Origin of the sequence: Acidimicrobium ferrooxidans DSM 10331 (assembly GCF_000023265.1) — a bacterium.
GTDB classification, from domain to species: domain Bacteria; phylum Actinomycetota; class Acidimicrobiia; order Acidimicrobiales; family Acidimicrobiaceae; genus Acidimicrobium; species Acidimicrobium ferrooxidans.
This window is the reverse complement of record NC_013124.1, coordinates 655,598-676,003: the sequence shown is the minus strand read 5'-3', so window position 1 is coordinate 676,003 and position 20,406 is coordinate 655,598. Positions and strand designations below refer to the sequence as shown.

18 protein-coding genes are annotated in these 20,406 nt (G+C 70.5%); 4 read left to right on the top strand and 14 right to left on the bottom strand.

Going from position 1 to position 20,406, the window contains the following annotated elements:
- The first annotated feature begins 99 nt into the window (after positions 1-99).
- On the top strand, positions 100-981 hold the full coding sequence (locus AFER_RS03425) for an ABC transporter substrate-binding protein (RefSeq protein ID WP_171788946.1): 882 nt from the start codon (positions 100-102) through the stop codon (positions 979-981).
- A 679-nt stretch (positions 982-1,660) separates the two neighbouring features.
- Here AFER_RS03425 and AFER_RS12865 read toward each other — a convergent pair.
- Complete coding sequence (locus tag AFER_RS12865; protein ID WP_171788945.1) at positions 1,661-1,969, bottom strand: helix-turn-helix domain-containing protein; 309 nt, start codon at positions 1,967-1,969, stop codon at positions 1,661-1,663.
- Between the two features lie 959 nt (positions 1,970-2,928).
- Here AFER_RS12865 and AFER_RS03405 point away from each other — a divergent pair.
- A complete protein-coding gene (locus AFER_RS03405) occupies positions 2,929-3,249 on the top strand; it encodes a transposase (protein ID WP_012784157.1) in 321 nt (106 codons plus the stop codon).
- On the top strand, positions 3,249-4,118 hold the full coding sequence (locus AFER_RS03400) for an IS3 family transposase (RefSeq protein ID WP_012784158.1): 870 nt from the start codon (positions 3,249-3,251) through the stop codon (positions 4,116-4,118). Before AFER_RS03405 ends, AFER_RS03400 begins: the two co-directional genes overlap by 1 nt.
- Positions 4,119-4,368: 250 nt before the next feature.
- On the opposite strand, the gene dapE is transcribed toward AFER_RS03400, so the two are convergent.
- From dapE to AFER_RS03370, 6 genes are read right to left on the bottom strand one after another with little or no spacing between them, the layout of a single operon-like run.
- Complete coding sequence (gene dapE, locus AFER_RS03395; RefSeq protein ID WP_015798110.1) at positions 4,369-5,403, bottom strand: succinyl-diaminopimelate desuccinylase; 1,035 nt, start codon at positions 5,401-5,403, stop codon at positions 4,369-4,371.
- The gene (locus AFER_RS12270) at positions 5,400-6,215 is read right to left on the bottom strand and encodes a 2,3,4,5-tetrahydropyridine-2,6-dicarboxylate N-succinyltransferase (RefSeq protein WP_015798109.1); all 816 of its coding nucleotides are present in this window, start codon (positions 6,213-6,215) and stop codon (positions 5,400-5,402) included. Before AFER_RS12270 ends, dapE begins: the two co-directional genes overlap by 4 nt.
- Positions 6,212-7,297 (bottom strand): aminotransferase class I/II-fold pyridoxal phosphate-dependent enzyme, encoded by a 1,086-nt coding sequence (locus AFER_RS12265; RefSeq protein WP_015798108.1) that lies wholly within the window; start codon positions 7,295-7,297, stop codon positions 6,212-6,214. The genes AFER_RS12270 and AFER_RS12265 overlap by 4 nt, the downstream gene beginning before the upstream one ends.
- Before the next feature lie 4 nt (positions 7,298-7,301).
- Positions 7,302-8,579, bottom strand: coding sequence for a GTPase HflX (hflX, locus tag AFER_RS03380; RefSeq protein WP_015798107.1), 1,278 nt, complete (start codon positions 8,577-8,579; stop codon positions 7,302-7,304).
- A complete protein-coding gene (gene dapF / locus AFER_RS03375) occupies positions 8,576-9,340 on the bottom strand; it encodes a diaminopimelate epimerase (protein ID WP_015798106.1) in 765 nt (254 codons plus the stop codon). The genes hflX and dapF overlap by 4 nt, the downstream gene beginning before the upstream one ends.
- On the bottom strand, positions 9,337-10,242 hold the full coding sequence (locus tag AFER_RS03370) for a tRNA (adenosine(37)-N6)-dimethylallyltransferase (protein WP_171788944.1): 906 nt from the start codon (positions 10,240-10,242) through the stop codon (positions 9,337-9,339). Before AFER_RS03370 ends, dapF begins: the two co-directional genes overlap by 4 nt.
- A gap of 40 nt (positions 10,243-10,282) precedes the next feature.
- Between AFER_RS03370 and menC the strand changes: the two genes are divergently transcribed.
- Positions 10,283-11,416 (top strand): o-succinylbenzoate synthase, encoded by a 1,134-nt coding sequence (gene menC, locus AFER_RS10835; RefSeq protein ID WP_015798104.1) that lies wholly within the window; start codon positions 10,283-10,285, stop codon positions 11,414-11,416.
- Here the strand turns inward: menC and AFER_RS03360 are convergent.
- The 7 genes from AFER_RS03360 to AFER_RS03330 form a co-directional block, all read right to left on the bottom strand.
- Complete coding sequence (locus AFER_RS03360) at positions 11,356-12,819, bottom strand: MiaB/RimO family radical SAM methylthiotransferase (RefSeq protein ID WP_015798103.1); 1,464 nt, start codon at positions 12,817-12,819, stop codon at positions 11,356-11,358. The genes menC and AFER_RS03360 overlap by 61 nt on opposite strands.
- Positions 12,820-12,862: 43 nt before the next feature.
- Entirely contained in the window at positions 12,863-13,903 is a 1,041-nt protein-coding gene (recA, locus tag AFER_RS03355; protein ID WP_015798102.1) for a recombinase RecA, read from the bottom strand.
- Positions 13,904-13,969: 66 nt separating this feature from the next.
- The gene (locus AFER_RS03350) at positions 13,970-15,232 is read right to left on the bottom strand and encodes a competence/damage-inducible protein A (RefSeq protein ID WP_015798101.1); all 1,263 of its coding nucleotides are present in this window, start codon (positions 15,230-15,232) and stop codon (positions 13,970-13,972) included.
- 11 nt (positions 15,233-15,243) lie between these two features.
- A complete protein-coding gene (locus AFER_RS12260) occupies positions 15,244-15,807 on the bottom strand; it encodes a CDP-alcohol phosphatidyltransferase family protein (protein WP_171788943.1) in 564 nt (187 codons plus the stop codon).
- 10 nt (positions 15,808-15,817) lie between these two features.
- Positions 15,818-16,753 (bottom strand): homoserine kinase, encoded by a 936-nt coding sequence (locus AFER_RS03340; RefSeq protein ID WP_015798099.1) that lies wholly within the window; start codon positions 16,751-16,753, stop codon positions 15,818-15,820.
- Positions 16,753-17,940: a D-alanyl-D-alanine carboxypeptidase family protein gene (locus tag AFER_RS03335; RefSeq protein WP_041661659.1), complete on the bottom strand. Its 1,188-nt coding sequence runs from the start codon at positions 17,938-17,940 to the stop codon at positions 16,753-16,755. Before AFER_RS03335 ends, AFER_RS03340 begins: the two co-directional genes overlap by 1 nt.
- A gap of 144 nt (positions 17,941-18,084) precedes the next feature.
- Entirely contained in the window at positions 18,085-20,403 is a 2,319-nt protein-coding gene (locus tag AFER_RS03330) for a DNA translocase FtsK (protein WP_049755286.1), read from the bottom strand.
- Positions 20,404-20,406: the final 3 nt, after the last annotated feature.

Below are 20,406 nucleotides of genomic sequence, written 5' to 3'. Positions count from 1 at the left end.
GCTCTCGCGCTCACAGCGGCTCTCGGATTGACAGCGGCAGCGTGTGGCTCGACCACGAGCACCTCGTCGACCACCACCTCATCGACCGCCCCCACCACGGTGACGGTGGCTTATGTCCCGCTCCCCCTCTTCGCACCGCTCTTCGTCGCCGAAGCACACGGCTACTTCGCCGCCGAGCACATCAAGGTGAACCTCCAAGTCGTCGCCAACGGCCAGAGCGCGATCACGCTGGCGGCGACGAACCGGGTCCAGGTCGTCCTCGGCGGCTTCAGCGCCGGCCTCTTCAACGCCATCCACCAGGGCCTCGACGTCCGCGTCGTTGGCTCCATGGCCGAGGAGGCGCCGGGCGCCGCCGCTAACGGCCTGGTGGGTTCGGCGGCCGCTCACATCACCTCGCTCTCCCAGCTCGCCGGCCAGCGCATTGCGGTCGCAGGTGGCCAGGGCTCCGCGGGCGCCTACCTCACCGCGCTCGCGCTCGAGAAGGCACACCTCTCGCTCGCTCGCGTCACCTTGGTCAACGTCAACTTCCCCGAACAAGGCGCCGCTCTCGCGAACGGCGGCGTCGCTGCGGCCTACATGGCGACACCGTTCCTCCAAGCGGCCGTCGCGCAGCACCAAGGCACGGTGCTTGCAGGGGCTCCCGTTGGGATCGCCGTCACCGGCATCATCTACGGGGGCAGCTTCATCCACACGTCGGCCGCCCAACGCTTCTTCGACGCGCTCGCCAAGGGCGCGCAAGACCTCCAAGGGTCGGCCGCCACCAGCGCCGCCAACCTCGCCATCATCGCCAAGGCGACCGGCGAATCGCTCTCGCTGCTGCGCTCGGAGCCGCCGAACGTCTTCTCCCCAACCCTCGCACCCCAATCGTCGGTGCTCTCCTCCATGCAGTCGGTCTACCTCGGCGCCGGCAACCTCGACTACCACACGCCGATGCCAATGAGCCAGGTCGTCGACGCACAGTTCGCCAACCAGGCACCCTGACCAGGCCGCCGGCTGCTCGCCAAGGAGCGTCCAGGTACGTGCTCGCGCCCCTGGCTTAGCCCTGCCGCTGCAGGTGCTGTGTCCGACGGGTCGGCATGCCTTGCACCGTTCCGACCTGCTCGAGGACCACGAGGACATCGCCAACCGATCCCATCGCCCAGCGAGCAGTCCATGCGACGCGCCACGAGGCCGCTTCGCCCTCCAGTTCCCCATGAACGCCCCCATCGCCTGAGCGGTGCCAGAGCGTCCGGCCGCGCCGTGAGGATTGTGCGTCGGGCCGACGACGCCTCGCGCCGACGGGCGCAAGACCCAGCACCGGTGTTCGTCGACGAGATCCGAGGAGATCCGAACGCGCTCGCACCAGCGCGACGGCACCCGCACCACAGCGTTGACGACACGCGAGCTGCGCCGACCCGGCTGCTGCAAGGACCACGCCCGCAAGCCGAACGCCTCGGGCTGCCGCCCTCCCGCTGCGTGCACCCGACGAAGCGCACGATGCCGCACGCCACCGGGGCCTGTCGACCAGACGAGGATCCCCCACAGATGCACATGGCGCCCGCACGACCCTACCGCCGGGCCTCACATGCGAGATGGACTCGGCTTCGGGAGCCGGCCATCCCCTCCGCGAACACGATACGACGACGACCGCCGAAACCCTTGGCTCGCATGGCGGCGCGGGTCACGCCCCGCGCGATGCACCCTGACGGATGGTACGCACGTAATCGCGCACGATGGTGACCTTGCCGGTGTAGCCCAGCTCCTTGAGCCGTTCCGTGATGGCCGGGGCCGAGGTGAGCCCGTCCGCCACCAGGCGATCGATCTCGGGCTTGAAGGGATCCAGCTTGGAGCGGCGCCGGGGACGAGTGACCTGTCCCGCGCTCGCGCCGTCGCGCAGGTAGCGCCGCACCGTGTTGCGGGAGATGCCCGTGCGGCGGGCGATCTCGCGATAGCCGAGCCCCTCAGCGTGCAGTTCGAAGAGCACCGTCACGACCGTGCCCTCCAACATCGCTCCGACCCTCCTCGTTCTGGCCTCGGGCGAACGTTACCCGCGCCTCGGTCGCGATCGCGCCGCCGTTGCTGGGCCAGCCAACGCCGAAGGAGCGCCGAAGGAGGAGGACGACCACACCCGTGTGGCGGTCGGCTCGGATGGACGCGCAGCATCGTGCGACCTTCGATGGGTTCGGCACCGAGCGGAGAGGGCCGGGGTCCGAGCGTGGCGCCAATCGCCGCGAGGACCTTGCCATCGCGGCCACCTCGCTCGCCCACGCGGGCGGCCGAGTACGAGGTGACCTGCTGGCCCGCCGCTCGTGCAGCTCCCGTAGGACACGGTGTGCGGGCTCTCGAACGCTCAGCCACGTCCGGCGCTCCCGGTTGGGAAGCACCAGAGCTCGCCGCACGAGGCGCGCACCCCCACGAGAAGACCGACACCCAGCCGGGCCACACGAACCAGGGCGCTCTCGACCGACTCGCCCCCTCGAGCGCCTCACGTTGCCGACCCGCGGCAGCCCTCGCTGGCCCGGCTCGCCTGGCGACACGCGCCCCTCTCCTAGGTGCCCGCGATGAGCAGCGAGCACTCACACGAGGGTGCCGAGCTCACGGCAACGGCGGACTCGGTTGCGACACCGATCACCACGGCGCGCAATCGACCCACGGGATGCGCGTCCCCGGCATCGTGAAGCCGTGGACGGCGCCGATCGCGTCCTCGAGCACCTCCACAGCACGCAACGGGGACCGAGGCGCCGAAGGTCACCGTGAACGCGCTCGAGGCGTTCGAAGCAGCGCAACTGACAGACGATCTCGTCCCCCTCGATCCAGTCGTGGCCATCGCAACCTCATGCCTGCCGCCACCTCGACCCGACCAGCGCGCACATTGGTCCCCTGAGCCGCCCCAGATTCCGTTGACACGTCGTAAGTCACACGTACCATGGCAGAGGGAAGGGGAGGTCGATGGGGACGTCGAGAAGGAAGTTCACCCTGGAGTACCGGACCGAGGCGGCCCACCGGGTCATCGACAGCGGCCGGAGCGTCCCAGAGGTGGCCCGTGAGCTCGCGATCGGGGAGCACAACCTCTATCGATGGGTGCGGGAGGAGCGCAGGCGGATCGAAGCAGCAAACGCCACTGGCAGCCCGCCCCTCACGGCGCAGGAGCGCACCGAGCTCATCAGGCTGCGCAGGGAGCTCGAGGAGCTGCGCAAGGACAACGAGTTCCTGGGAAAAGCAGCCGCGTACTTCGCCGCGAAGCCACCAAGCAAGAGAGATTCGCGCTGATGGAGGCGGAGTACGCTCGCTTCGAGATCAAACGGATGGCACGCTTACTCGAGGTCTCCCGGGCTGGCTACTACCGATGGCGACGCACCCAGGTAGCACCGTCGCGTCGGGCATGTGCAAGACGCGACCTCGAGAACCGAGTGGTCGCGGTCCACCAGGCATCCTCTGGCACCTACGGCGCACGACGGATCACGGCGGCACTCCTCGCCGCTGGCGTGGTGACGAGCCACAACACGGTGGCAGCAGCGATGGCCAGGCGCGGCATCGCCGGTATCAGCCCCAGGAGGTTCCGCCCAGCGACCACCCACGCCGATCCGAAGGCGATCTACCCACCAGACCTCGTTGCCAGGAAGTTCGACCCGGGGCGCCTGCACGCCCTCTGGACCTCGGACATCACCTACCTCGCTCTCGCCGGCGCGATGGCATACCTGTGTGTGGTGCGCGACGAGCACTCGCGGCGGGTGCTCGGATGGAGCGTCGCGGAGCGCATGGAGACCACGCTCGTGCTCGAGGCCCTCGGCCAGGCCGTCGCGGTGCGTGGGTCCCACGCGCAGGGGGTCATCTGGCACACCGACCGAGGGAGTCAGTTCAGCGACCATCGAGTTGTGGCCTTCTGTGCCCGACACGGGATCACGCGCTCCATGGGGCGAACCGGCACCTGCTACGACCACGCGAGCGCGGAGTCCTTCTGGTCGATCTTCAAACACGAGTTCTTCTACCGCCACGCCTTTGGCGACCTCGCCGAGCTGCGCCGCGGCATACAGAGCTACATCCAGTTCTACAACCACCAGCGCAGCTGCTCGAAGATCGGCTACCTTGCCCCAGTCGTCTTCGAGCACCTCGTCGCGGAGGAGGCTCGCGTGAAGTAACCTGGGTGTCTACGAAATCTGGGGCACCTCACCCCGACCTACGGCGTCGGGCGCCACAGGCCCACGCCCATCTGCCTGCCCCACCACGCCCGAGCACACGGCGGGCCAGACCGGCTGCGCTCAGACACTGCATCGGAGGTGCTCGAGAGCGACCCTTCGCCCAGGGATGGGCCTCCTCACCTCCACCTCGACCCGCATCGCGAGTCCGAGGTCTGGCCTCACTCGCCATCGGAAGAGGCGAACCATCGTCCTAGGCGTGCAACCACCGCCACAGCGCCTGGGCGACGTGGCGCACCTCGGCCACCTCGACCATCTCCTGATCCGTGTGGGCAAGTTCTGGATCCCCCGGTCCGAAGTTCACCGCCGGCACGCCCGCCGCGACGAGTTGGGCGACGTCGGTCCAGCCGAGCTTGGCACGCACGCCGAACGCGCCGCTGCGCAGTGCGCCGAACCGACCGAGGTCACTCACCGCGCCCGGCACGGCCTCGGCGACCTCGAGGTCATCACCGTCGTCCATCACGGGACGCACGGCCTCCTCGAGGCGCTGGCGCGCCCGGGCAGCATCGAGGTCGGGGGCGAACCGATAGCTCACGTCGATCTCGACGAGGTCCGGCACGACGTTCCATGCAACGCCCCCACGCACCCCGACGACCTCGATCGCCTCGCGGTAGCGCACCGGGCCGATCTGGGGTTCGCGACGTTCCAGGGCGCGAAGCGTCCCGAGCGCCTCGCCGACCCGATCGATGGCGTTGCGGCCCATCCAGGCTCGAGCAACGTGGGCTCGACGCCCACGCAGTCGGAGCGTCGCGCGCACGACCCCTTGGCACCCCAGCTCGAGGAACCCACCCGTGGGTTCGAGGAGCACGCCGCGAGCACCCGCGAGGAGTTCGGGGCGCTCGGCCACGAGGTGCGCGAGCCCGTTGCCTGTGATCGGACCCTCCTCGCCCGGATAGGCGACGACGGTCACGGGCACGGAGGGCTCCGAGCACGCCAGCGCCACCGCGACCGCGAGCCCTGCCTTCATGTCGACGGCACCCCGTCCACGCAACACCAGTTCGTCGACGGCGACAGGGAGCTCACCGGGAACGGTGTCGAGATGGCCGACGAGCAGCGTCGCCGAGGAGTCCCCGCCGTGGTTGCGAGCCACGACGCAGCCCGCCACCACCTCGACTCGAAGCCCCGCCGCATCGAGGTGCTCACCGACGAGCCGAGCGAGCGCCGCCTCGTCGCCGGTGACGGAGGGAACCTCGAGGTAGGCCGCCGCGAGCTCGACCGGGTCCCTCACAGGGCTCCGCCGTGCGCGCGCAGGAGGTCGTTCAGCGCGGCCTTCTCGTGGCGCTCCCCCTCGGGCAGCCGCGCGATCACGAGCAGAGCCGCGAGGCCGAAGGTCCCACCGGGCCAACGGCGCTCTCGCGTGCCGGGCACAACGACCGACCAGTCGGGCACCCTGCCGCGCTCAAGCTCGTCGCCGGTGGCGACGTCGATGATCGGAATCGTCGGGGTCACCACCGCCCCGGCGGCCACCACCGCGCCCCGCCCGACGATCGAGCCCTCGACCACGATCGCGCGCGAGCCGACGAAGGCGTCGTCACCCACCACGACGGGAGCGGCCTGCGGCGGCTCGAGGACCCCGCCGATGCCCACGCCTCCCGAGAGGTGGACACGGGCGCCGATCTGGGCACACGAGCCCACCGTGGCCCAGGTGTCCACCATCGTCGACTCACCGACCGAGGCGCCGACGTTCACGAAGCTCGGCATGAGCGTGACACCCGCGCCGAGATAGGTCCCTCGCCGCACGATCGCCCCGGGCACCGCACGTACCCGCGCTTCGGCGAGATCGCGCCGCAGCGGGATGCGATCGACCCAGGTGAGCGGGCCGGCCTCGGACTCCACGAGTGGCCAGTGGCCGAACGAGAGCAGGATCGCCTCCTTGACCCACTCGTGCACCACCACCCGGCCCTCGTCCCAGTCGACGGAGGCCACCCGCAGCGCGCCGCGCTCGAGGTCCTCGAACACCGAGACGAGCACCGCGGTATCGATCGGTTCGCCATGTGCGAACGCGCCATGCACGCTGGCCGCACGCGCGTCCTCGGTCATCGCACTCCTCCCCGCTCCCACAGGGCATCGATCGCCCGATCCTTCACCGTCGCCGCAATGCGCACGAACGCACGATCGCCGTAGTCGGCACCGTCGGCGACGACGATCCCGAGGCGCGTCGCGAGCCACCTGGCGAACGCCGCCCCGTCGTCGTCGGGAGCGCGGACCCAGAGGTAGATGCCGCCATCGGGTACGCGCACCGGGACGTCGGCGACCGCCTCGATGACCCGGGCCAAGCGGCGCAGCCGCCCAGCGTAGCGCGAGCGCTGCTCGGCGACGTGACCCTCGTCGGCGAGCGCCTCGGCCGCCACTGCTTGGGAGGGCCCTGAGGCCAAGAGGCCGAGCGCGCGTCGGCGCGCGACCACCTCGTCCACGAGCATGGGGTCGCCCGCCACGAGACCGAGCCGCAGCCCGGCCAGGTTGGAGCGCTTCGAGAGCGACACGAGCGCGAGCGTGCCCTCGAGCCCCGCGCGCAGCGCGCTCGGGGCCTCCCCCGACCACACGAAGTCGCCGTAGGCCTCGTCCGAGGCCAGCACCGCACCGTGCTCGCGGGCGAGGGCGACGACCGGCCCCGGGTCATAGACCGCACCGGTCGGATTCGACGGCGAGTTGACCCACGCGACCAACGTGCGATCCCACACGGACGCAGCCACGGCGTCGAAGGCAGGAGCACCCGAGCAGTCGTCCGGGACCCGCACGATCTCACAGCCGGCCGCCCGCGCTCCCTCGGCGTAGGTGGGGTAGGCGCGCCCGGGGATGAGCACGACCCCCCGATCGGGTCGGCGCTCCCGAAGCAACCACGCCAGCGTACCGATGGCCTCCTTGGACCCCATGGTCGGCGCGACCGCGCCGTCGGGGAGCGTCACCCCCCGCAGCGCGTGGAACCAGCGCGTCGCCGACTCCACGAGTGCGGGCGTCCCTGCCGCTGGCGGGTACGCACGCTCCTCCCCCTGGCACGCGAGCAGGTGCGGGACGAACGCTGGGGGCGGATCGACGGGCGAGCCGATGGACGCATCGACGACGAACGGGTGCCGATCGGCTGCGAGCGCGGTGAGCTCGACGCGGGAGGGGCGCTGCGACACCGCCTCACCCTAGCGGCTCAGGTGGCGCCTCTCCGAGCGCCCGGCGGACCAGCCGATCGGAGGCATCGTCGAGCACCGCGTCGATGAGCACCCGCTCCGCATCCACCTCCTCTCGCACGACGGCACCCTCGCGATGGATGAGCGCGAGCACGTCACCCCGCCCAGCCGGAACCACGTAGCGACGCGGACGCCGCATCGCATCGAGCGCCGCGGCGATGGCAGCACGCAGGTCGTCGAGGCCGATGTCGTGCTCGGCCGAGATCGCGACTCCTTCGGGGACGCCAGCAGCGAGCGTGTCGATCGGCCGAAGGTCGACCTTGTTGTAGACGACGAGCCGCGGCACGCGATCGGCACCGATCTCGGCGAGGGTGCGTTCGACCTCAGCGATCTGGGCCGCGACGTCAGGACTGGATGCGTCGGCGACGTGCAGGAGCAGATCGGCCTCGGCCACCTGTTCGAGCGTCGAACGGAACGACTCGATGAGCTCGTGGGGCAGCTTGCGGATGAAGCCCACGGTGTCGGTGACGAGGATCGTCTCGCCTCCCGGGAGCGCCACCCGACGGGTCCGGGGATCCAAGGTGGCGAACAGCCGGTTCTCGACGAGCACGTCCGCACCCGACAGCGCCCGCAACAAGGCCGACTTGCCGACGTTGGTGTAGCCGACGAGGGCAACCTGCGCCTGGCGCGACGCGAGCCGCGCTCGCCGCTGCACCAACCGACGCCTGGCGAGCTGGTCGAGCTCACGGCGTAGTTGCGCCATACGAGCCTGGATACGACGACGATCCTCCTCGAGCTTGGTCTCGCCAGGACCTCGAGTCCCGATGCGCCCGACCTGCTGCGACAGCGCCACCCCCCGACCGCGAAGCCGTGGCAACCGGTACGAGAGCAGGGCGAGCTCCACCTGGCGACGTCCTTCCTCGCTGCGGGCGTTCTGCGCGAACACGTCCAGGATGACGGCCGTGCGGTCGATCGCCGTGCGTCCGAGGATCCGCTCGAGGTTGCGCTGTTGGGCCGGCGAGAGTGGGTCGTCAAAGACGACGGTGTCGACGTCGAGGGCCTCGGAGCGCTCCGCGAGTTCAGCAGCCTTGCCCGAGCCCACGTAGGTCGCCGGATCCACCGCGTCACGACGCACGAGCTCTCGATCCACGACGTCAGCGCCCGCGGTGTCGACCAACGCGGCGAGCTCGGCAAGGGAGTCCTCGACCGCTTCGCGACGCTCGCCATGGTGGACGACGCCGACGAGCAAGATGCGCTCGCGGAACGAGCGCTCGATCAGCGTCACGCGCGAAGCGCCTCCACGTCGACGTCGACGGAGGCGACGAGGCGGCTCGGACCCACGAGGACAGGCTCTGGCTCGGTGACCTCGACCGTGAGTGCCCCGCCCGGGTTGCGCACCCGCACCGACGTGCGCTCGACGAGCCCTGCGGACGCGAGCGCCACCGCGACGGCCGTCGATCCGGTACCACAGGCCTCCGTCTCACCGACGCCACGCTCGAACACCCGCATCACCACCTCGTCCGGCGCGAGCACCACGGCCCACTCCACGTTCACCCCCTGAGGGTAGTGCGCCTGGGCGCAACGACCGAGGCTCGCCACGTCGAGGCTCGCAAGCTCCTGCGGGCTCGCGAGCTGGCGCACCTCGTGCGGGTTGCCGGCGTCGACGAACCAACCGCGCTCGTTCGCCCGCACGCTGACCGGACCCATGGTGGTCGCCCCGAGGACGCTGCCTCCCTCACGCCCGACGCGCCGATAGATCCGCCGGCCAGCGTCGGTCTCGAACGCCACCTCGCCCACGCCTCGCTCCTCGGTGACGAGGTGCCCGAGACAGCGCAGGCCGTTCCCGCTCATCTCGGCCCTCGACCCATCGGCGTTGTAGAGCACCATGGCGTCGTGCGCATCCAGACCAATCACCCCGTCGGCACCGACGCCGTTGCGGCGATCGCACAGGGCCACGACGACGCTCGGCTCGAGCCGCGCCGTCTCGTCCGGATCGGTGGTCACGAGGAAGTCGTTGCCCGCCCCGACGAGCTTGGTCAGCCTCACGCCGCCTCCTCCACCGCTCCCGCGATCGCCGAGAGGGCCTCGTCGACGCTGTCGGCCCAGCGAATGCGCGGATCGCGCTCGAGCCAGGCCCGCTGACGTCGTACGAGCCGCCAGGTGCGTCGGACGATGGCCGCTCGAGCTTCAGCGAGCGTCCGTCGGCCCTCGATGACCTCGGTGAGCTCGCGAACGCCGATCGCCTGACGAGCCGTGCGCGAGGCGATCGGCCCGATCCGTTCGATCTCGGCCAGCCAGCCCGCGGCGAGCTGGGCCTCCACACGAGCCTCGATGGCCCGACGCAGCGCTGCTTCGCCACGGCGAAGCCCGATCTGCACGTAGCGCGCCGGCGCCGTGGCGCGGAGCGCCTCTCCAGCCACGCTGCGCGCACCGCCGCTCGCGAGCGCCACCTCGAGCGCGCGGACCACACGGCGTGCGTTGGGTCCGTCGATCCCCGAGGCCGCGGCGGGATCGACGACTCTGAGCAAGGACACGAGCGCGGCGACGCCGTGGGGATCGGTCGCGCGAGCCTCCAACCACCGCCGAAGACCAGGCGCCTGGGGCGGCGGTGCGAGGCCGTTCACCGCGCTCCGGACCCACAGCGACGTCCCGCCGACGAGAAGGACCCCGCCACCGGCCCGCTCGGCCTCGATCACACTGAGTGCACCGAGGAACCACGCGAGCGAGACCTCCTCGGCGACGTCGACCGTGCCGAGGAGGTGGTAGTCGATCCCAGCGCGGTCATCGTCACCCGGAGCCCAGGCCGTGATCTCGAGTCCTCGATACACGGCGAACGCGTCGGCCGACACGACGGCGACACCGCGCAGCAGTCCGTCACGAACCGCACGCGTGACGAGGCTGGTCTTGCCCGACCCGGTCGGGCCGACGATCGCGAGACGTCCCGGCACTCCTGTCAGGCTAGCCACGTCGGCCACGTAGGCTCCGGGCATGAGCGAAGGACTGCGCATCTGGCGCGTCTCCCTGGAACGCGACCCCCACCGCAGCGCCCATGGGGTCGTCCACGTCGGGGCGCGCGTGCTGGTCGAGCTCGTCGACGACGAGGGTGTCCACGGTCTCGGCGAGCTCGCCGCGCTCGAGGAGCCAACCTACGACTCCGAGACGCTCGCCACCGAGCTCCTCGCGCTCGAGCGCTTTCTCGCCCCCCGCCTCGAGAGAGTCCGGCCGGAGGCGGTCGCACGGAGCGTGCACACCATTCGCGGGCATCGCGCGGCTCGCGCCGCCCTGTCGCAAGCGGCCCACGACCTCGCGGCTCGTCGAGCCGGCCGCCCGCTCTGGGCGCTGCTCGGCGGCCGAGACGACCCCGTCCCGACGGGGATCGCGCTCGGGATCGACGAGCCCGACGCCGTCCTCGGCGCGATCGAGCGCGCCATCGCCGCCGGCTATCGGCGCATCAAGCTCAAGATCGAGCGCGACACGTCGCTCGGCCTGCTCGCCGAGGCGCGTACCCTCACCCCGACCACGATCGACCTCGTCGCCGATGCGAACGGTGCCTTCGACGACCCCTCGGATCCCACGCTCTCGGCCATCGATCGGCTCGGCTTCAGTCTGCTCGAACAGCCCATCGACCCTGACGATCCGGTCGCGGTGGCCCAGTTCGCTCGCTCGGCCCTCACGCCGGTGTGCCTGGACGAGTCGCTGCGGGGGCCGGGCGACCTCACGACGATGCTCGCGCTCGGCGCACGGGTGACGCTCAATCTCAAGCTCGCGCGCCTCGGCGGTTGGGAGCCGACGCTCGCCATCCTCGCCAGGGCCCGCTCGGAAGGACTCGACGCCCTGGTCGGCGGCATGTACGAGACCGCGGTCGGCCGAGCTCACGCCGTCGCCCTGGCAAGCCTGCCTGGCGTCGATCGACCAGGCGATCTCGCACCCTCGTCGCACTACGGCGCCGACGAGCCCACGACGCCACTCGAGGCTACCGATGGTGCCTTCCGGCTGTGGACCGAGGCTGGGATCGGTCGAGACCTGGTACGCGGCGAACTCCTCTTCGAGCGGACCTTCGCTCACGGCACGACGAGCGATGACTCCCCGGGCTCGACGTCGATGATCTCGCCGATCAGATAGTGTGCCCGCGCGTCGACGATCCTCGCGCGCCCATAGCGCCCCCCGAGCGCGCGCGCATCGAGCCCCGGAATGTGGACGAGCTTGTGCTGACGCGTCCTCGCGGTGGCCGTCCGGGGATCCTTGCGGCTCGGACCTTCGATGAGGATCTCTTCGTCTCGCCCGACCCTGGCACGATGGGCCGCTGCCGCCGAGCGCTCCGTGACGCGCACCAAGCGGTCGAAGCGCTCGTGCACCACGTCCGGGTCGACGAACCGATCGACGAGGGCCGCTGCCTCGGTACCCGGGCGGGGAGAGTAGATGAACGTGTAGGCGAGATCGAACGCCGCCTCGGCCGCGACCTCGAGCGTCGCCTCGAAGTCGGCGTCTGTCTCGCCCGGAAAGCCGACGATGATGTCGGTCGAGACGGCGAGATCGTCGATCGTGGCACGAGCCTCGGCGAGCTTGGCGAGGAAGCGATCCGCACTGTAGCCGCGGTGCATGGCGGCAAGGATCCGATCCGACCCCGACTGGAGCGGAAAGTGCAGGCTCTCGCACACCGTCGGGGTCTCGGCCATGGCCTGGAAGGTCTCGGTACGCATGTCCTTGGGGTGCGGCGACGTGAACCGAACCCGCCGAATCCCTGGCACCGCCCCGACCGCGCGCACGAGATCCGCGAACAGCGGACGCACCCTGGGCACGCCCTGGCCGAGGAAGGCGACCCCCGAACGACTCGCAACCTGAGCCCGCTCGCGCTCGTCCTCGGCCCGACGCATCGCGAGCACGAGATCGCGCCCGTACGAGTTCACGTTCTGACCCAGCAAGGTGACCTCGCTCACGCCCCGTGCGGCCAGTTCGCGCACCTCGGCGACGATCGCATCGAATGGGCGTGAGGCCTCCGGTCCGCGCACCCTCGGCACGATGCAGAACGCGCAGCGATTGTCGCACCCCACCTGGATCGTGACCCACGCTCGCCAGGGCTCCTCGCTCACCGCCTCGCCCCACGGCGTGGGGTCGTCGAGACCGACGCTGCCCGGCTCGGGCTCACGGACGTCCACCACCGCCTCCGCCCCATCGGCTGCACCGAGGAGCTCAGCGAGGCGGCCAACCTGGTGCGTGCCGACGATCACGTCGACGTGGGGCGCGCGCTCCAGCAGTCCTGCGCCTTCTCCTTGCGCCAAGCACCCGGCGACCACGATGCGCATCGACGGATTGCGACGACGTGCCTCTCGCAGCTGGTTCACCTGACCGAAGAAACGCTCGTCGGCGTTGGCCCGAATGGTGCAGGTGTTGAAGACCACGACCGAGGCGTCCGCGGGATCGTCGCCACGCGTCAGCCCGAGCCCCTCGAGCACGCCCGCAATGCGCTCGGAGTCGTGCTCGTTCATCTGGCACCCGAAGGTGCGCACTACGTAGCTGCTTGGCATCGCGGGGACGAGTCTACGCGCCCGACCACCGCCCCAGGAGGGGCTAGTCCTCGATGATCGCCTCGGCCTCGGCGACGATGCCGTGCGTCAGGGCGACTCCACGGTCCACAGCCACCCGCTCGCGCACCTTGACGTCGAGTTCGGCCATGAGCTGCGGGTTCGCAGCGAGGAAGGCCTTGACGTTCTCGCGCCCCTGGCCGAGCTGCTCACCGTCGTAGGTGTACCAGGCTCCGGCCTTCTTCACGAGCCCCATCTCGACCGCAACGTCCAGCAGCGATCCCTCGCGCGAGATCCCCTTGCCGTAGGCGATGTCGAACTCCGCCTGGCGGAACGGCGGCGCACACTTGTTCTTGACCACCTTCACCCGCGCACGGGAGCCGACGATCTCCGCGCCGTCCTTGATGGACTCCACACGCCGGATGTCGAGCCGCACCGAGCTGTAGAACTTGAGCGCACGACCACCCGGGGTGACCTCGGGCGAGCCGTACATCACACCGATCTTCTCGCGCAGCTGGTTGATGAAGACCGCGAGCGTGTTGGTCTTCGAGAGGTTGGCGGTGAGCTTGCGGAGCGCCTGCGACATGAGTCGCGCCTGGAGCCCGACGTGCGAATCGCCGATATCGCCCTCGATCTCGGCCTTGGGCGTCAGAGCGGCGACCGAGTCGACGATGACGACGTCGATCGAACCCGAACGGATCAACAGGTCCGCGATCTCGAGGGCCTGCTCACCGTAGTCGGGCTGGCTGATGAGCAGCTGGTCGACGTCGACACCGATGGCCTGGGCATAGACCGGGTCGAGTGCGTGCTCCGCGTCGATGTAGGCGCACCGACCTCCCTGACGCTGCGCTTCGGCGACGACGTGGAGTGCGAGGGTCGACTTGCCCGAGCTCTCCGGCCCGTAGATCTCGACGATCCGGCCACGGGGCAGTCCGCCCACGCCGAGCGCGAGGTCGAGCGCCATCGCGCCGGTCGGGATGGACTCGATCGCCATCTCGGGGTGCTCCCCCATGCGCATGATGGAGCCCTTGCCGAACTGCTTCTCGATCTGTGCGATGGCGGTCTCGAGCGCCTTGTCGCGATCCATACGGCCTCCCCTCGTGGATACATGCGTAGCGTAGCACGAGCCGACGACATGCGAACGCATGATCGGCTATGCCGAGTGCTCCTCCAGCGACAGACCTCGGGGCGACCCCTCCAGCGTGAGCCGCACGAGGTCCAACGCGCTCGCGACCGCATACGTCCGCACCCGCTCGCGGTCGCCGAGCAGACGGACCTGACGCGCCGCGGCACGCTGCCCGATCGCAACCCCGATCCAGACCGTTCCCGGGGGCTCGCCCTCGAGCGGATCCGGCCCGGCGACGCCCGTCGTCGCCACCCCGATGTCGGCGCCGAGCACCCGCGCCGCACCGAGCGCCATCTCGACGGCCGCAGCCTCGCTCACCACACGTTCGGCCCGGACCCCGAGCACCTCGTGCTTGATGGCGGAATCGTAGGCGACCACACCACCGCGAAACCACGCCGAGGCACCAGGGACCGAGACCAGCCGACTCGCGAGCATCCCTCCGGTCAGGGACTCGGCAACCGCGACTCGGGCCTGTCGGCCGGTGACCGCACGCGCGACGACCCGCTCGAGCGAGTCGTCGTCGACACCGAACACGTAGTCGCCGAGGATCGCTCTGAGGGTACGCTCCTCGGCATCGAGGGTCGCCCTGACGCCGTCGGGGTCGCTGCCGCGTGTGGTGATACGCACCTTGATACCCTCGATGCCCGAGGCGAGAAACGCGAGCGTCGTGGGCGTCCCCCACAGCGCATCGAACCGTGGGGCCACGAGCTCGGCCAAGCGCGACTCACCGAGACCCCAGGTCCGCAGCACGCGCGATGCGAGCACGCCCGGGCTCGGATCGTGAGCGGCGAAGGCGGCGAGCACCTCGTCGACCATGTCCTCCGCCTCGTAGGGAACGCCAGGGACGCACGCGATGAGCTTGGATCCCACGGGGACGACGAGACCAGGGGCGGTTCCCTTGCGCTGCTCGATGACCTGGGCGCCACGTGGCACCAGCGCTTGGCGGTAGTTGTTCTCGGGCATGGGACGCCCTCGATCGCGAAAGATCGCCTCGATCCTCGCCGCGACGCGCTCGTCGCGCTCGAGCGGCACCCCCGCGACCGCAGCCACCGCCTCGCGAGTGATGTCGTCCTGGGTCGGCCCGAGACCACCCGTCGTGATGACGGCGTCGGCCCGCGCAAGTCCCTCCGCGAGCGCCCACACGATCTGGGCATGGTTGTCGCCGACGGTCACACGTAGGCGGCTCGTATGTCCTGCAGAAGCGAGTCGCTCCGCGAGCAGCCGGGCGTTCGTGTCCGTGATCTGCCCGAGCAAGAGCTCCGTGCCGATCGAGACGATACAGACGTCCACGGGACCCGCGCTCAGGACTGGATCGAGCGGGCGTCGACGAAGTACTGCACGCCGCTCACCACGGCGAGAACCGTGGCGCCCCACAACAGGGTCGTGACCACGCTCTCGTCGTGCAGCGCAAACCCGGGTACGAGCGCCACGCCAACCGCGATCACCTGCACCAGCATCTTCAGCTTGCCCGGCAACCGAGCCGGCAGACTCTGGCCCCCGGCGAGTACCTGGGTCCGATAGACGCTCACGGCGATCTCGCGCGTGCCCATGATGACGATGGGCAGCGCCGGCACCCGATGGAGGAGCCACAGCGCACCGAGCACCGAGAACACCAGCACCTTGTCGGCGAGTGGGTCGAGGAACGCGCCCGCTCGGGTCACGCCCTGGCGCCGTGCGAGGACGCCATCGACCTTGTCCGACAAGGCGACCCCAGCCCACAGCGCGAGCGGAACCCAGCCGTCCGGTGCCCCGAGCAGCACGACCACGATGACCGGGGCGAGCAGCAACCGCACCACGCTGACCGCGTTCGCTGGTGTTGCGAGCGCACTCGGACCATAGACGGCCACGCGCTGAGGAGAGGACATCGAGTCCATGCTAGCCGAGTCCGGAAGCCTCGAAGGGTACCGCAGGCCCTTCCGCGAGTGCCGGTGGCGGCGGCTCGCTCCCGACGACGAGGCCCCGGAGATCGGGGGCGACCACGTGCACGCTGGCGCCGATCGCGACGCGCACCAACGAAGCCCGGACGGCCTCGGCGGCCTGGGGGGCTCGCTCCTCCTCGACGAACCCCACGAGGCTCGGCCCAGCCCCAGACCAGGCCGCACCGCGACAACCCGCCTCGATGAGCGCGTCGCGGACCACCACGGCTTCCGGGAAGAGCCGCTCGCGCCAGGGCTGGTGGAGTCGATCCTCGAAGAGCAACGGCGCGAGCGCCTCCACATCACCGAGGCTCGCGACGAGAGCGGCGACGCGCTGCAGGTTGAAGACGGCGTCCTCGAGCGAGAGGGTGCGCGCCACGACCGCTCTCGCCTCGGCGGTCGCGAGGCGACGCTCAGGCACGACGAGCACGAGCCGCAGCCGAGCATCGAGCGCCACACGCCGGAGCACGAGCTCGTCCCCACCCCCTCCGACCGCCACCACCGCGCCCCCGAGGGCGGAGGCCGCCGCATTCTCCGGGTGCCCCTCGAGCACGATCGCCGCGGCGAGCGGATCGGTCGCACCGAGCGCGGCCGCGAGGGCGAGCGCGAGCGATCCCGACGAGCCGAGGCCGCGTGCGAGCGGGATGTCGGAGGCGACGACGAGCTCCACCGGCTCGCGGGCGACCTGCGACAGTGCCCGCGCGATCAGGTGACCGCTGTCGAGCCGCTCGCTCCCTCCGGTACCGGCGAGTCGAACGACGAAGCGCGAGTTCGGCCGCGCCCAGACACGAGTCTCGAACGGGATCGCGAGTCCGAGCGCGTCGAACCCGGGGCCCAGGTTGGCGGTCGAGCCGGGCGCCCGTGCGAAGCGCCACGGGCCATGGGGTGCGACCATTACAGATGCGTCAGGCGCCACAGGAGCGACGGCGACGCCACCGCCGAACTCGCCACCAACGGGACCGTCATGCGCTGTTCACCCAAGGTGACCGTTGCACTGCCGACCACGGCGTGCGCGGCCGCGCCGTAGAGGTGCTGGTGGAGATGGACCGTGACCTGCACGAGCAGGCCTGGCCACCCGACCAGCGTCACCCCTCGAGTCGCCGTCACGGCCACGGAGCCGTGACCGGGGACCGCGAGCGACCCGACCTCCTCACCGGCCCTGAGCACCGTGACCGGCCGGAGGAGCTGCTCCTCGAACTCGGCGAGCCGCACGCCGTTGTGGAGCGCGGTCTCAAGTGGTGCGACGCCGCCTTGGTCGAGCACGACACCGAGCCCGGTGTAGGTCGATGTCCCTACGTGCACCGCACAGGCCATCGCGAAGTTTCCCGTCAAGATGGAGCCCGTCTTGACGCCGATGATCCCGTGGTGGGTCACCTCGCCATTGACGTTGTAGACCACACCCGCAACCGGCAGCGTCGCCTGGGGCTTGGACACGATGCTCGCGAGCACCGGGTTCGCCATGACGAGCCTCGCGACACGCAGCTGCGAGCTGGCGTTCGAGTACGTCGCCGCCGACAGACCGCTCGGATCGCCATAGTGCGTATCGGTGAGACCGAGCACCTTGGCTTCGTGGTTCATCTGGGCCACGAAGGCCGACTCACTCCCGGCGTCCCACGTCGCAAGCACCGTGGCCATGTTGTCGGCCGAGGGGATGAGGAGCGCCTCGAGGGCCTGGTACTCGCTGAGCTGCTCGCCCGGCGCGACGGCCATCACCGAGTCGTTCTGGGCCTTGTCCGTGAGGTAGATCTGGTAGTCCTCGGGCGTGATCGTGATGGAGGGCCCTTGCTGCCCGAGGGAGAGCGGGTGATCACGGATCGTCAAGAGGGCCGTCATCATCTTGGCCACCGACGCGATCGTCTGCGGGGTCGTCGGCCCGTAGGTGCCGATCCTGCCGACGCCAACGATCTCCGCCGCCGCCTCGCCGCCGCTCGGCCACGGCACGTTCGGTGCGGAGCCGGGGATGGTCGCCGTCGCCGGCACCACGGCGCTGTAGCTCGGCTGTGGGACCCCACGCACGATCTGCACCACCCCGGCGAGCACAATCACGACCACGACCACGATGAGGACGCGTCCGAGGCGCACGCTCCGCCGTCGACCGTAACCTCGACTGCGGGCTCCGAGCCTCCTCCGATTCCGCGACGCCATCCGCTGTCCTCCGCTCTCAGCCAGACCCGCCACTCACGCGCGCACAGCACGAGCGCGCACGTAGCGGGGATGCTGAGCAGCCTACCGTGGTGGGCTAGGTGGAACCTGAGAGGTGGGGTCGTCGACGCGGCCGGCGGTCGCGTCGAGCTCGTCCAACCCGACCAAGACCTGGCGCGCCTTCGACCCTTCGGCCGGCCCGACGATGCCCCTCGCCTCGAGGAGGTCCATCAGACGACCAGCGCGCGCGAAGCCGACCTTGAGTCGCCGCTGGAGCATCGACGTCGAGCCGCTCTGGGACTCCACGACGAGACGGATCGCCTCGGGCAAGAGCACGTCCTCGTCGCCGACGACGCTCTCACGACTGCCGGGGGTGCCCTGCTCGAGCTCGCCCACCAGCTCGGGGCGCCCCTGGCGGCGCCAGGCCCCGACGACGTGAGCGATCTCGGTCTCGGACACCCAGGGAGCCTGGAGCCGGTGCGGTTGCGAACTGTCGGCCGTGACGAGGAGCAGGTCGCCCTTGCCCACGAGCTTCTCGGCACCTGGCTGGTCGAGGATGACACGAGAATCCGTCTGGGATGCCACCGCAAAGGCGATGCGCGACGGGATGTTGGTCTTGATCACCCCGGTGATGACGTCCACGGAGGGCCGCTGGGTCGCGACCACGAGGTGGATCCCGACCGCCCTCGCCTTCTGCGCGATCCGACAGATCGCGTCCTCGACCTCCCTCGGCGCAGCCATCATGAGGTCGTTCAGCTCGTCGATGACGACGAGGATGTAGGGCAGCGGCGCGGGCGCGTCCTCATCGTCCCCGACGGCCTCGGCGTTCCCCTGGACGCGAGCCACGAGATCGCGATAGCCATCGAGGTCGCGCACCCCCCAGTGCGCGAGCACGTCGTAGCGTCGCTCCATCTCGGCCACCGCCCACGACAACGCGGCTGCCGCGCGCCGAGGATCCACCACGACCTGGGTGAGCAGGTGCGGGAGGCCCGCGTACTGCGAGAGCTCCACCCGCTTCGGATCGATCAAGATGAGGCGCAGATCGTCGGGTGTGTCGCGCATGAGCAAGGAGACGAGCAACGAGTTCACGAGCGACGACTTGCCCGAACCCGTCGTGCCCGCGATCAACAGATGCGGCATGCGGGCAAGGTCGACCACCTCGCTGCGACCGGCGATGTCGCGACCGAGCGGCACGGCGAGCACCGGAGCACTCGAGGGCACGTCACCGAGGACGTCGCCGAGGGTCACCACTTCGCGTACCCGGTTCGGGACTTCGATACCGATGGCGCTGCGCCCCGGAATCGGCGCGAGGATGCGCACGTCAGCCGAGGCCATGGCGTAGGCGATGTCGCGCTGGAGGGCAAGCACTCTCGCCACCTTGACGCCCTCGGCCAACTCGAGCTCGTAGCGTGTCACCGTCGGACCCGTGGTCATACCGACCACGCTCACCGCGACGCCGTGGCTGGCCAGTGCGCTCTGGAGGACTTGGCCTCCCCGGATGAGCTCACCGCGGTCGAGGTTGGCGCGCGCGCCTCGGCGCAGGATGGATCGCCGAGGACGCTCCCAGGCCGAAGCCCGCGGCGCCACGAGCTCGATCGGTGTCGGTGTCGCCGTGTCGTCCGGCGAGCCGAACGCTTCGGGTTCACCGAGCGATGCGGACGACGACGCATCAGCCACAGCGATCCCCGCATCCTCGTCGAGGTCGGGGTGGCGCTCGGGGACGGCTTCGACGGGATCGGAGGGTAGCTCCGAGAAGGTGGCTTCGATGACGGAGCCCGCGGCACGCTCGGGTCGCTGACGAGCCACACGGGTGGTCCTCGACGGCTCCTCGTCGGGCACGTGGCGCAGACGCTCGGCGACCCGCTCGGCGACCACGTGCCAGCGGAGCTCACCGGCGAGGGCGGCACCAGCGGCCATGACGACGAGCGTCGTCACGATCGCCCCGGTGCGACCCTCGAGCGCCATGAGGGCTCGAGCGACCACGCCGCCGAACAGCCCACCTGCCCGAGACGCTTCGGGGTGGACCCGCATCGCCTCGCCAACCAGCGCTGCGACCGCAACCACGACCAGGGCGAGGCCGACGCCCGCACGCCGTCTCGGCCGCTCGCGCCGCACGAGCACGCGCAGGCCTGCCACGATCACCGCGAGCCAACCAAGCCACGCCGCGCGACCGAGTGCCGCTCGGCCCGCGAGGAAGACGCCCGTGCCGACGACCCCGAAGAGCCCCGAGTAGCCGACGACGAGGCCCGCGAGACCCACGACGACCGCCCCGAGCGCGAGTGCCTCGGGACTCGTACGTCGCCGAGTCGCCTTCGCGTCCCGCGCACGCGCGCCGGAGCCACGAGCACCCGCGCCATGGGAACGGCCCTTGGTGGATGAGGGGCGCCGCGATCGAGGAGCCACGCC

Excerpts from the sequence above, each read along its gene's own strand:
- AFER_RS12270 (WP_015798109.1), bottom strand. The coding sequence starts at position 6,215 with ATGACCGAGGACGCGCGTGCGGCCAGCGTGCATGGCGCGTTCGCACAT.
- AFER_RS12260 (WP_171788943.1), bottom strand. The coding sequence starts at position 15,807 with ATGTCCTCTCCTCAGCGCGTGGCCGTCTATGGTCCGAGTGCGCTCGCA.
- AFER_RS03360 (WP_015798103.1), bottom strand. The coding sequence starts at position 12,819 with ATGCCAAGCAGCTACGTAGTGCGCACCTTCGGGTGCCAGATGAACGAG.
- menC (WP_015798104.1), top strand. The coding sequence starts at position 10,283 with ATGAGCGAAGGACTGCGCATCTGGCGCGTCTCCCTGGAACGCGACCCC.
- AFER_RS03340 (WP_015798099.1), bottom strand. The coding sequence starts at position 16,753 with ATGGTCGCACCCCATGGCCCGTGGCGCTTCGCACGGGCGCCCGGCTCG.
- recA (WP_015798102.1), bottom strand. The coding sequence starts at position 13,903 with ATGGATCGCGACAAGGCGCTCGAGACCGCCATCGCACAGATCGAGAAG.
- AFER_RS03405 (WP_012784157.1), top strand. The coding sequence starts at position 2,929 with ATGGGGACGTCGAGAAGGAAGTTCACCCTGGAGTACCGGACCGAGGCG.
- AFER_RS03400 (WP_012784158.1), top strand. The coding sequence starts at position 3,249 with ATGGAGGCGGAGTACGCTCGCTTCGAGATCAAACGGATGGCACGCTTA.